This window comes from Oscillibacter sp. KLE 1728 (assembly GCF_934833455.1).
In the GTDB taxonomy this organism is placed as follows: domain Bacteria; phylum Bacillota; class Clostridia; order Oscillospirales; family Oscillospiraceae; genus Oscillibacter; species Oscillibacter welbionis.
This window is the reverse complement of record NZ_CAKVVF010000047.1, coordinates 5,991-16,694: the sequence shown is the minus strand read 5'-3', so window position 1 is coordinate 16,694 and position 10,704 is coordinate 5,991. Positions and strand designations below refer to the sequence as shown.

Genomic DNA, 10,704 nt, shown 5'->3' with positions numbered 1-10,704 from the left:
TCCACCAAAACTAGAAATCGCTGCAGTTTTTACTGCGGCGATTTCTCATTGGATCGCCCCATCAGCTCTGCCGGTGGGGCGGCCCGTAAAAAGAGCTTTAATATCAAACATCGAGTGAAGTGAGCCGCTAACATGAACCTTCCACTAATAGAAATCTGCTATTAGAACGGTGATTGCCCGTTTACGGGCTGTATGGCAAGTGATGCAAGCGGAATAAATTTCCATGTGTCTTGAGACGCTTGCCGGTAATAGGCCCTTATAGGGCCTACGCAAGCCTCCGGCTTAACCGGCGGTTATGGCTTGCCCACAGACGGATTTTGCTTTGATTATCGGAAGGATTCCTCGTACGGAGAATCCTCTTTTGTTTATTGCAGCGCAGATCATGGGGCCGCACTCTTCAGCATCCTGTCCAGTCCCCAATGGCTGGAATCTGCTCACAGACATGTGCCGGGGCGGCGGACTGTTCCAGCTTGACCTGGAAGGGACGTCAAGCCAGAGAAGAAGCTTTTTATAATTCCGGCAGTGCCCCGCGGCGGTTGGTGGAAGAGTGGCCTGCTGCTTTGGGATTCGGATCGCTGATAACGAATTTTCCGCTCACCGATGCGCAGTTTTCATGCCGCAAAGTCCGGACCCTCCCGCCGGAAGAACAACCGTCTGCCCTGGCGGCTGGCTCTTATAAGAAATACCATACGCTTCTTCCGCCGTGCGTATTGAGCCGTTTAGGGCGGCAGAGCGGTTTCTTCCCACGAAAAGCGGCTTGCCTTGCGGGACATACTGCGCTGCAAGGCGGCGGAAAGGGGGTCCCTTTGTCGGGACGCGAGAGAACAAAACAGCCCCCCTTCGGAATGCCCGAAGGGGGGCTGCGGATCTATCAGAGCTGCTTGACCGTGTAATACACCGCCAGGGCAAAGACCACTATGGCCAGGGCCCACATGGCGTAATAGGCGATGGTGCTGCTGAACAGGGCGATGGCCAGCGCCACGACGGACAGGCCGCAGGCCGCATAGATGGGCATGGGATCCGCGCCGGCAGTCAACACCTGAAGATTGCCCAGCTTGCCGCCATTCTTGTCCGCCTTGTTGGTGAGGAAAGCCGCTACGATCAGCACCACGATATAGACTACCGCAGCGATCCGGACATAGGTACCCAGGAAGATGCTGTCCAGCACCCGCCGGCAGACCCACAGGGCGATCAGGGAGGCACCCAGGATGGTCAGGGACCAGGAGCACTCCCGGTCGTACAGATTCCACAGAATGCCCAGCAGCATGACCACCGGAACCACCACGCACAGGAAGGTGAGAGCGGAGTCGTAGAAGGTGCGGATCATCCAGGCGGAACCGCCCAGGAAAACGCCGGCGGCAAACACCGACCAGCCGATCCAGCGGCGCTTGGTTTGCTGGCGCCAGACGATGCCCAGGACCAGACCGATCACAGCCACTGTCGCACCCGCGGCCATCAGATAGGGCAGTGCGGCGTCGCATGCGAGAAGCTCATTGGCGGTGCCGTTCACATAGAAGCGGCGGATGACCAACAGATAGATCTCCGCCACGCAGCCGGCCAGAAAAAACTTGAGCGCGTTGTGCATGGGCTCGTTCCGCTTTACCGGCTTGGATTTACTGACAGGATTTTTGGACATATAGGACAACCTCCAGGGTGTTTGTTCCGAAAATAGCCGCGGGAAAACATGCGCTTCCGCTGGCATACTATGATAGTATAGCAGATATTTCGCGCCTTTGCAAGGGGAAGGAGCCAGACTTTTCCCTTTTTTCCAACAGGAGTCAGGATTGCCGGTTGAGATTTGCCCGGGGGCGTGGTATACTCCTCTATTATGAGATTTTTTGCGAAAAATACTGATGACAAGAGGAATTTGCTTATGAAACGTTTGGGCGCACTGCTGGCGTCACTGCTGCTGGCGGGGAGCCTGACCGCCTGCGGCGGCACTGCGGCGCAGGAGATGCAGAGCATACAGGTCTTCGCCATGGACACGGTGATGGGCCTGCGGGCCTGCGGCGGGGAGACGGAGGCGGCGCTTGCGGCGGCGGAAGACGAGATCTACCGCCTGGATGAGGCGCTCTCCCGCACCCGGGAGGACAGCGCAGTGTCCCGGTTGAACAGCGCGGCGGGGGGGACGCCGGTGGATGTGGGGGAGGAACTCCGCGACCTGATTGCCCGGGCCCTGGATTTCAGCGCTGCCACAGACGGGGCCTTTGACATCACCCTGGCGCCGGTGTCCTCTGCCTGGGGCTTTACGGAGGACACCTACCGGGTGCCGGAGGACGCTGAACTGGCGTTGCTGCTGCCCTGCGTGGGGGCGGAGCATGTCCACCTGGAGGAGGGGACCGCTGTCTCGCTGGACCAGGGCACCCGGATTGACCTGGGAGCCATTGCCAAGGGGTATGCCAGCGACCGGATGGCTGCGATTTACCAGGAGCACGGCATCACCCACGGCATCGTGGACCTGGGTGGGAACACCTGGGTCTGCGGCGGGAATCTGGAGGGAGAGCCCTGGCAGATCGGCATTCAGGACCCGGCCCGGCCCGCGGGGGCTTTGGCGGGGATCCTAGAGGCGTCGGACGCCTTTGCCGTCACCTCCGGCGGCTATCAGCGGTATTTTGAGGAAAATGGACAGGTCTATCACCATATCATTGATCCTGCCACCGGCCGCCCGGCGGAGAGCGGACTTACCTCCGTCACCGTGGTGGCGGATGGGGCCGCGGGCAACGGCACGATGTGCGACGCCCTCTCCACGGCCCTGTTCGTCATGGGGGAGGACCGGGCGCTGGAGCTCTGGCGCAGCGGCGTCTATGACTTTGGCCTGATCTTGGTGACAGAGGACGGCCGGCTGCTGGCGACTGCGGGCATCGCGGACCGGTTCCGGCCGGACGATTCGGCGGGGTATGCGTATGAAATCGTCTCCTAAGCTGCGGCCAAACGGCTGGGATGCGTTGGCGGCGGCCGCTGTGCTGGCGCTGTCGGTGGCCTGCACGGCTCTGTTCTGGACTGGGGGAGAGGAAATAGGCCCGCTGACGGCGGTAGTGTCTGCGAACGGCGAGCCGGTGGATCGGGTGGTGCTGGCGGACCTGTCGGGACCGGAGGAGCGGACCTATACGTCCAACGGCTACACCCTCCGGGTGGCCTTTGGGCCAGAGTCTGCCCAGGTGACGGTGTCCGACTGCCCCACCCAGGACTGCGTCCACATGGGGGAGATCACCCGCGGGGGACAGAGCATCGTGTGCCTGCCCGCCCGGATCGTCGTGCAGCTGGAGGGCGGCGCGGCGGCGGATGACGGCGTGGATCTGGTGATCGGATAAGGAGGCTCCATGAAACTGACGACGAGACAGTTGACGCTGTGCGCGGTGCTGACGGCCATGGCGCTGGCGCTCAGCTATCTGGAGAACTTCTTCCCCTTGTCCCTGGCCATCCCCATTCCGGGGATCAAGCTGGGACTGGCCAACATCGTGACGCTGTTCGCCCTGTACGCCCTGGGACCGGGGCAGGCGCTGCTGATCCTGCTGGCCCGGTGCCTGCTGGGGGCGGTCTTTGCAGGAAACATGAACGCGCTGATTTTTTCCCTGCTGGGGGGCGTGACGGCCATGGGGGTGATGATCGCCCTCTCCCGGCTGAAGCGCCTCTCCGTCTACGGAGTGTCTGTGGGCGGAGCAGCGGCCCACAACTGCGGCCAGGTGGCCGCAGCCGTGCTGACGCTGGGCAACACGGCGCCGCTGTACTACCTGCCGGTGCTGCTGAGGGTGTCCCTCTTTACCGGGGCATTGACGGGGCTGATCGCCGCCTGCCTGTTCCGGGCGCTGGCACATACAAGACTGTGGGGGGTGTGAGCGGATGGACAAGCGGGATCAGAGCAAAAAGGACGAGATCATCCTGCGGCAGCTGGAGGTGATCCGCTCTATGACGGAGCACAACCTCAGCCGCATGGGCGCGGACTTCTGGGGCACTCAGACACCGGAGAAGCATGTGCCTGCGGCTCCGTTGCCGGAGAAAGAAAAAAGGACCCCGCCGGCAGACGGCGGGGAGAAAAAGGCGCCAGAGGCGGCAGAACAGAAACAGGAAGACACCGCCAAAGCTCCCCCCAAAGAGAACATCGAGGATCTGCAGAAGGAGCTGGACAGCTATGTGGGCCTCAGTGCGGTGAAGCGGGAGGTGAAAGACCTCATCAATCTGGCGGCGGTGGAGCGTCTGCGCCGGCAGCACGGCCTGCCCACAGCGGACATGAGTCTCCACATGGTGTTTTCCGGCAATCCCGGCACGGGAAAGACCACCATCGCCCGGCTGATGGCCCGGGTCTACCACAGCCTGGGCATCTTGTCCAAGGGGCAGCTGGCGGAGGTGGACCGCAGCGGGCTGGTGGCGGGCTACGTGGGACAGACAGCCATCAAGACCCGGAAGGTCATCGACTCCGCTCTGGGGGGTGTGCTGTTCATCGACGAGGCATACGCCCTCAACGGCGGCGGGGCCAACGACTTCGGCCAGGAGGCCATCGACACGCTGCTGAAGGCCATGGAGGACCACCGGGACGACCTGGTGGTGATCGTCGCGGGCTACGACGGGCTGATGGACGAGTTCATCCACTCCAATCCGGGACTGGAGTCCAGGTTCAACCGCTTCCTCCACTTTGCAGATTACACGGCGGAGGAACTGCTGGCCATCTTCCGGATGCAGTGTGAAAAAGGGTGCTACATTCTGGAGCCGGAGGCGGAGGCGCCGCTGCGCTCCCTGCTGGAAAGGCGGATGGCGGATGCGGCCTCCTTCGGCAACGCCCGGGGCGTGCGAAACCTGTTTGAGCAGATCCTGGTCCGGCAGGCGGGCCGTCTGGCGGGACAGGCGTCCGTCAACCGGGAGGACCTGACGCGGATCACCGCCGCAGATGTGGAGGCAGTGGGCCGGGCAAATGATTTGGAGGCGAAAGAGCGTTGAAGGTTTTGATCTTACATCCCAGCAGCCGATATGACCGGTATCTGCCCGATATTCCCGCTGCGGGGCGGATGGAGCTGGTGTTCACGGACCGGGAGGGGCCGGAGGAGCGCTGGCTGGCAGCCGGCGGCGATGCGGAGGCTTTGGTGGCCGCACCGGTGACGCCGGTGACAGAGGAACTGATCGCCCGGATGCCGCATCTCAAGCTGATCCACAGCGACGGGGTGGGCTACGACCGGATTGACCTGGCGGCGGCCCGGGAGCGGGGCATCTATGTGTGCAACTGCGCCGGGTGCAACGCAGGCCCCGTGGCGGAGCTGGCGGTGACGCTGATGAGCATGCTGCTGCACCAGACGCTGTGGGGAGACCGGATGGTGCGGGCCGGGCAGCAGCATGAGGCGGTGAACGAGCTGGCAGCCCATGTGCCGGAAGATCTGTCCACCTGCCGGGTGGGGCTGGTGGGCTTCGGCGCCATCGGCCAGGCTACGGCGCAGCGGCTGCGGGCCAACGGCAGCGAGGTGTTTTACTACGCCCGGCACCGGCAGGATCCGGCTGTGGAGGAGGCGTGCGGCGCCCGGTATCTGCCCCTGTACGAGCTGGCGGAGACCTGTGACATCATCAGCCTCCATCTGCCCGCCACGCCGGAGAGCACCCACCTGCTGGACCGGGCGTTCTTCGGCCGGATGCGGCCGGGGAGCTATCTGGTGAACACCGCTCGGGGCGCGGTGATCGACGATGCGGCCCTGTGCGAGGCTATCCGCTCCGGCCGTCTGGCGGGGGCGGCGCTGGACGCCTATGATCCGGAGCCTGTGACGGCGGAGCACCCGCTGGTGCGGCTGGCGGCGGAGTGCCCGGACCGGCTGATCCTCTGCCCTCACCAGGGCGGGATCAGCCATGCGGCGTTCCGAGAGGCCGCGCGGATGGTGTTTGCGGATCTGGAAAAGCTGATGGACGGCAAGCGTCCGGAACGGGTGGTCAACGGCCTGTAACCGGCGCTGATGGAGATTAAGAGGCCGGAAGAGGAGAGGCGGATCACTATGCGCGTACCAGAGCACTGCACAGCGGATGCGGGGATGTTCTTCGACGGCCATCCGGCGGAGCTGGCGCTGTATGAAGCGCTGTTCCGGCGGATGGACGGGGCGTTTCCGGAGGGAACCGTCAAGGTGCAGAAAAGCCAGATCAGCTTTTACGGCCGGCATCTGTTCGCTGCGGCATCTCTGCCGGTGCGGCGGCGGAAGGACTGGCCGAAGATGTGCCTGATGGTGACCGTTGGACTGCCGTACCGGCTGGACTCGCCCCGGGTGGTGGCGGCCTCGGAGCCGTATCCCGGCCGCTGGACCCACCATGTCTTGGTGACAGAGGCGGACCAGATCGACGAAGAGCTGATGGGCTGGCTGCGGGAGGCATGGGACTTTGCGGAGAGCAAGCGATGAGATACACACGGGAAGAGCTGGCGGAGGCCCGGCGATCCATCGACTCCACCCTGCGCAAGTGTGAGAAGGCGCTGGAGAAGCTGCGACCGGGCACGTCGCCCCACACGCTGACGGTACGGCGCATCCGGGCGTTCCGGATCGCCTTGGCGCTGATCGACCGGGAGATGGACGGGACGGAGATTCCCGGTCCGGAAGGGAAGGAGGACCTATGAGCCGCTATGCCTACGGATACTGCGGGATGCCCTGCGCCCTCTGTACCCGCTGCCGGACAGAGGGAAGCAGCCGGTGTCCCGGCTGCTCCTGCGACGGATACTACACCGTGCCCTGCAAGGTCCACCGCTGCGTCCGGGAAAAGGGACTGGACCACTGCGGACAGTGCGGGGACTTCCCCTGCCCGAAGCTGGGGAAGATGGGGGATTTCCGGGACCTGGATACGGGCCGCGTGAAGGAGCGGACCTGCCAGGCCGTGGCGGCGGAGGGCCTGCCCGCCTGGCTGGCGGAGTATGAGGAAAAGGCGGACCTGCTGACGGTGGCGCTGGAGCGGTACAACAACGGCAGGATGAAGCGGTATCTCTGCGAGCTGTTCCTGCAGCAGGACCTGGACACCCTGCGGCGGATCATGGCCCGGGCGGAGGCATTGGAAGGAGCGGATTCCAAGGAGCTGGGCCGGGCCTTCCAGGCGCTGGTGGGGGAGATGCTGGAATCGTGAGCGGGGCGCTGAACAGAAAAAAAGCCACCGGAGCATTTGCTCCGGTGGCTTTGATGTTCGCTTATTCCAGCTCGAAGGCACCGGTGTACAGCTGATAGTACAGTCCGTGCTGGCGGATCAGATCGTCGTGGTCGCCCCGCTCCACGATCCGGCCGTGGTCCAGCACCATGATGGCGTTGGAGTTGCGGACGGTGGAGAGCCGGTGGGCGATGACGAACACCGTCCGGCCATACATCAGGGAGTCCATGCCCTGCTGAACGATGGCCTCCGTCCGGGTGTCGATAGAGCTGGTGGCCTCATCCAGGATCATCACCGGCGGGTCTGCCACGGCTGCCCGGGCAATGGCCAGCAGCTGCCGCTGGCCTTGGGACAGATTGGCGCCGTTGCCGGTGAGCATGGTGTCGTACCCCTGGGGCAGGCGGCGGATGAAGTCGTCGGCATTGGCCAGGGCGGCGGCCGCCTCCACCTCTTCATCCGTGGCATCCAGATTGCCGTAGCGGATGTTCTCCCGGACGGTGCCGGTGAAGAGGTTGGTGTCCTGCAGCACGATGCCCAGGCTGCGCCGCAGGTCCGGCTTGCGGATGTTGTTGATGGAGATGCCGTCGTAACGGATCTTGCCGTCGGCAATGTCGTAGAACCGGTTGATCAGGTTGGTGATGGTGGTCTTGCCGGCGCCGGTGGCACCCACGAAGGCCAGCTTCTGGCCGGGCTTGGCAAAGAGGCTGATGTCGTGGAGGATGGTCTTGCCCTCCTCATAGGCGAAGTCCACATGGTCGAACCGCACGTCGCCGGAGAGCTTGATGAGGTAGTAGTCCTCGCTCTCGACATTCCGGACCGGGCCCAGGATGGGGCGGTAGAAGGCCTTGCCGTGCTCCTGGTATTTCCAGGCCCAGGCCTCGTCTTTTCCAGCCTCGGGGGCCTTCAGCTCCGTGAAGGAGCCGTCCGCCTCTTCCCGCACAGGGACCATCACCATGTCAGTGCTGTGGGGGACCCTCCAGGCCCAGAGGTTGGTGCGCTTCTCGGACTCCTCCAGTTGGTGGCCCTCTTTGTCATAGGACACGTTTACCAGCGTCACAGTGCCGTGGTCCTCCTCCGGCTCCTCGTCCATCAGGGCGAAGATCCGCTCCGCGCCGGCCAGGGCCATGATGATGGAGTTGAACTGCTGGGAGATCTGGTTGATGGGGTTGGAAAAGCTCTTGGACAGCTGCAGGAAGCTGGCAATAACGCCCAGGGTGATGGTGGTGTCCACCCCGCTGAGGGCCAGAGCGCCGCCCACCATAGCCACGATCACGTACTGGACATTGCCGATGTTCACCATGATAGGCATCAGGATGCTGGCGTAGGTGTGGGCTTTGTCCGCGCTGTGGAACATTTCGTCGTTGACCCGGTCAAAGCCGTCCTGGGCCTCCTGCTCATGGCAGAAGACCTTGACCACTTTCTGACCGTTGATCATCTCCTCGATATAACCGTTGAGGGCGCCCAGGGTGCTCTGCTGGCGGAGGAAATAGCGGCCGCTGCGGCCGGCCAGGAACCGTGTCACCACCAGGGCGAAGCAGACGCACACCAGGACCACAACCGTGAGCAGGGCGTTGGTGAACAGCATACCCAGGAAGGTGACCAGGATGGTCATAGAGGAGTTGATGACCTGGGGGATGCTCTGGGCGAACATCTGCCGCAGGGTGTCCACATCGTTGGTGTAGACGCTCATCACGTCGCCGTGGGCGTGGGTGTCAAAATACTTGATAGGCAGGGTCTGCATGTGGCCGAACAGGTCGTCCCGAATGGTTTTCTGTACGCCCTGGGACACCACGATCATGTTCCGGTTATAGGCGTAAGCGCACAGGGCACCCACCAGGAACAGGCAACCCATCATCACCAGGGCCCGCACCAGGCCGGAAAAGTCTGGATCCGCCGCACCCAGCAGGGGGGTGATATAGTCGTCGATCAGACTGCCCAGAAACAGAGAGCCCGCCACGTTGGCGATGGCACTGACCAGAATGCACACCAGAACAATGATGAAGCGGGCCTTGTACCCCCGTTTGATATAGCCCATCAGGCGGCCGACAATGTGCCGGCGATGGCCGGGCGCCTTGGCGCCGCTGCGGATCTGCTTACTGCTCATTGTCACTGCCTCCTTTCATTTGGGACTCATAGGTCTCGCGGTAGATATCACAGGTTTTCAGCAATTCGTCGTGGGTACCCATGGCCACGATCTGTCCGCCGTCCATCACCAGGATCTTGTCGGCGTCCTCGATGGAGGAGACCCGCTGGGCGATGATGAACTTGGTGGTATCCGGGATCTCCTCCAGAAACGCTTTGCGGATCAGGGCGTCGGTCTTGGTGTCCACGGCGGAGGTGGAGTCGTCCAGGATCAGGATCTTGGGGTGCTTCAGCAGGGCCCGGGCGATGCAAAGCCGCTGCTTCTGCCCGCCGGAGACGTTGGAGCCGCCCTGCTCGATATAGGTGTCGTACTTGTCGGGGAACTCCTGGATAAAGGAGTCCGCCTGGGCCAGCTGGCACATCCGGACCATCTCCTCGTCAGTGGCGTCCTTTTTGCCCCAGCGGAGATTATCCTTGATGGTGCCGGAGAACAGCACGTTCTTCTGCAGCACCATGGCCACCTGGTCCCGCAGGGCGTCCATATCGTAGTCCCGGACGTCCGCGCCGCCCACCAGGACGCGGCCCTCAGTGGCGTCGTACAGACGGGGGATCAGCTGGACCAGGGTGGTCTTGGAGGTGCCGGTGCCGCCCAGGATACCTACGGTCTCACCGGACTTCACCGTGAGGTTCACGTTCTTCAGGCACTCCTTGCTGGGGTCCTTGGCGTAGGAGAAGCTGACGTTCTCAAACACCACGGAGCCGTCCTTGACCTCTTCGATGGGCTGGGAGCCGTTCTTCAGATCGCTCTCCTCGTTCAGGATCTCTGTGATCCGCTCTGCGGAGGCCCGGGCCATGATGATCATAGTCAGTACCATGGAGAGCATCATCAGGCTCATCAGCATCATCATGATGTAGCTGAACATACTGGTCAGCTGGCCGGTGGTCATGCTGCCGCCCACGATCAGGTTGGCGCCGATCCAGGACACGGAGATCATGCAGGCATACACACAGATCTGCATCAGAGGCATATTGAAGGCCAGGATGCGCTCCGCCTTGGAGAAGTCCATGTAGATCTCCTGGGAGACCTTGCCGAACTTCTCTACTTCATGGTCCTCCCGAACAAAGGACTTCACCACCCGGATGCCCAGCAGGTTCTCCTGCACCACGTTGTTCAGGTGGTCATAGCGCTTGAAGACCCGTTCAAAAATGGGGTGGGCCCTGGTCATGATGAGCGCCAGGCCGATGCCCAGGATCGGGATGACCACCAGGAAGATCAGTGCCAGCTTGGGGTTGATGCGCAGGGTGAGTACCCAGGCGCAGATCAACATGATGGGGGACCGGACCGCGATACGGATGACCATCATAAAAGCCATCTGGACGTTGGTCACGTCTGTGGTCAGGCGGGTGATGATGCCGCTGGTGGAGAACTTGTCAATGTTGGCAAAGGAGAACTTCTGGACATTCCGATACATCTCCCGCCGCAGATTCCGCGCGAAGCCCGTAGAGGCCTTGGCGCCGAAACGGCCGGACAGT

The 10,704-nt window shown here is 62.8% G+C and carries 11 protein-coding genes; 8 read left to right on the top strand and 3 right to left on the bottom strand.

The features are described from left to right. Nucleotides 1-871: 871 nt before the first annotated feature. Complete coding sequence (locus QVE23_RS06985; RefSeq protein WP_287225913.1) at nucleotides 872-1,636, bottom strand: hypothetical protein; 765 nt, start codon at nucleotides 1,634-1,636, stop codon at nucleotides 872-874. A gap of 237 nt (nucleotides 1,637-1,873) precedes the next feature. Between QVE23_RS06985 and QVE23_RS06980 the strand changes: the two genes are divergently transcribed. From QVE23_RS06980 to QVE23_RS06945, 8 genes are read left to right on the top strand one after another with little or no spacing between them, the layout of a single operon-like run. After that, nucleotides 1,874-2,920 carry an FAD:protein FMN transferase gene (locus tag QVE23_RS06980; RefSeq protein WP_287967827.1) on the top strand — a complete coding sequence of 349 codons (1,047 nt, stop codon included), beginning with the start codon at nucleotides 1,874-1,876 and terminating at the stop codon, nucleotides 2,918-2,920. Further along, nucleotides 2,904-3,311 carry a NusG domain II-containing protein gene (locus tag QVE23_RS06975; protein ID WP_287967826.1) on the top strand — a complete coding sequence of 136 codons (408 nt, stop codon included), beginning with the start codon at nucleotides 2,904-2,906 and terminating at the stop codon, nucleotides 3,309-3,311. Before QVE23_RS06980 ends, QVE23_RS06975 begins: the two co-directional genes overlap by 17 nt. A 9-nt stretch (nucleotides 3,312-3,320) precedes the next feature. After that, entirely contained in the window at nucleotides 3,321-3,836 is a 516-nt protein-coding gene (locus QVE23_RS06970) for a Gx transporter family protein (protein WP_287967824.1), read from the top strand. A gap of 4 nt (nucleotides 3,837-3,840) precedes the next feature. Then, nucleotides 3,841-4,932 (top strand): AAA family ATPase, encoded by a 1,092-nt coding sequence (locus QVE23_RS06965; protein WP_287967284.1) that lies wholly within the window; start codon nucleotides 3,841-3,843, stop codon nucleotides 4,930-4,932. Nucleotides 4,933-4,937: 5 nt separating this feature from the next. Continuing rightward, entirely contained in the window at nucleotides 4,938-5,918 is a 981-nt protein-coding gene (locus QVE23_RS06960) for a 2-hydroxyacid dehydrogenase (protein WP_287967823.1), read from the top strand. 48 nt (nucleotides 5,919-5,966) lie between these two features. Beyond that, complete coding sequence (locus QVE23_RS06955) at nucleotides 5,967-6,362, top strand: DUF5655 domain-containing protein (protein ID WP_119310703.1); 396 nt, start codon at nucleotides 5,967-5,969, stop codon at nucleotides 6,360-6,362. Beyond that, nucleotides 6,359-6,574 (top strand): hypothetical protein, encoded by a 216-nt coding sequence (locus QVE23_RS06950; protein ID WP_021748619.1) that lies wholly within the window; start codon nucleotides 6,359-6,361, stop codon nucleotides 6,572-6,574. The genes QVE23_RS06955 and QVE23_RS06950 overlap by 4 nt, the downstream gene beginning before the upstream one ends. Beyond that, on the top strand, nucleotides 6,571-7,071 hold the full coding sequence (locus QVE23_RS06945; protein ID WP_287225927.1) for a DUF3795 domain-containing protein: 501 nt from the start codon (nucleotides 6,571-6,573) through the stop codon (nucleotides 7,069-7,071). Before QVE23_RS06950 ends, QVE23_RS06945 begins: the two co-directional genes overlap by 4 nt. A 61-nt stretch (nucleotides 7,072-7,132) precedes the next feature. Here QVE23_RS06945 and QVE23_RS06940 read toward each other — a convergent pair whose 3' ends face one another. Together QVE23_RS06940 and QVE23_RS06935 are read right to left on the bottom strand one after the other, a co-directional pair. Then, nucleotides 7,133-9,193 (bottom strand): ABC transporter ATP-binding protein, encoded by a 2,061-nt coding sequence (locus QVE23_RS06940; RefSeq protein WP_021748617.1) that lies wholly within the window; start codon nucleotides 9,191-9,193, stop codon nucleotides 7,133-7,135. Beyond that, the coding region (locus tag QVE23_RS06935) for an ABC transporter ATP-binding protein (protein WP_502919078.1) at nucleotides 9,183-10,704 on the bottom strand (1,522 nt) is incomplete at its 5' end. The genes QVE23_RS06935 and QVE23_RS06940, both read right to left, overlap by 11 nt.

Bases quoted from the DNA above. Each gene is read 5' to 3' on its own strand.
- QVE23_RS06985 (WP_287225913.1), bottom strand. From the start codon at position 1,636: ATGTCCAAAAATCCTGTCAGTAAATCCAAGCCGGTAAAGCGGAACGAG.
- QVE23_RS06980 (WP_287967827.1), top strand. From the start codon at position 1,874: ATGAAACGTTTGGGCGCACTGCTGGCGTCACTGCTGCTGGCGGGGAGC.
- QVE23_RS06975 (WP_287967826.1), top strand. From the start codon at position 2,904: ATGAAATCGTCTCCTAAGCTGCGGCCAAACGGCTGGGATGCGTTGGCG.
- QVE23_RS06970 (WP_287967824.1), top strand. From the start codon at position 3,321: ATGAAACTGACGACGAGACAGTTGACGCTGTGCGCGGTGCTGACGGCC.
- QVE23_RS06965 (WP_287967284.1), top strand. From the start codon at position 3,841: ATGGACAAGCGGGATCAGAGCAAAAAGGACGAGATCATCCTGCGGCAG.
- QVE23_RS06955 (WP_119310703.1), top strand. From the start codon at position 5,967: ATGCGCGTACCAGAGCACTGCACAGCGGATGCGGGGATGTTCTTCGAC.
- QVE23_RS06950 (WP_021748619.1), top strand. From the start codon at position 6,359: ATGAGATACACACGGGAAGAGCTGGCGGAGGCCCGGCGATCCATCGAC.
- QVE23_RS06945 (WP_287225927.1), top strand. From the start codon at position 6,571: ATGAGCCGCTATGCCTACGGATACTGCGGGATGCCCTGCGCCCTCTGT.
- QVE23_RS06940 (WP_021748617.1), bottom strand. From the start codon at position 9,193: ATGAGCAGTAAGCAGATCCGCAGCGGCGCCAAGGCGCCCGGCCATCGC.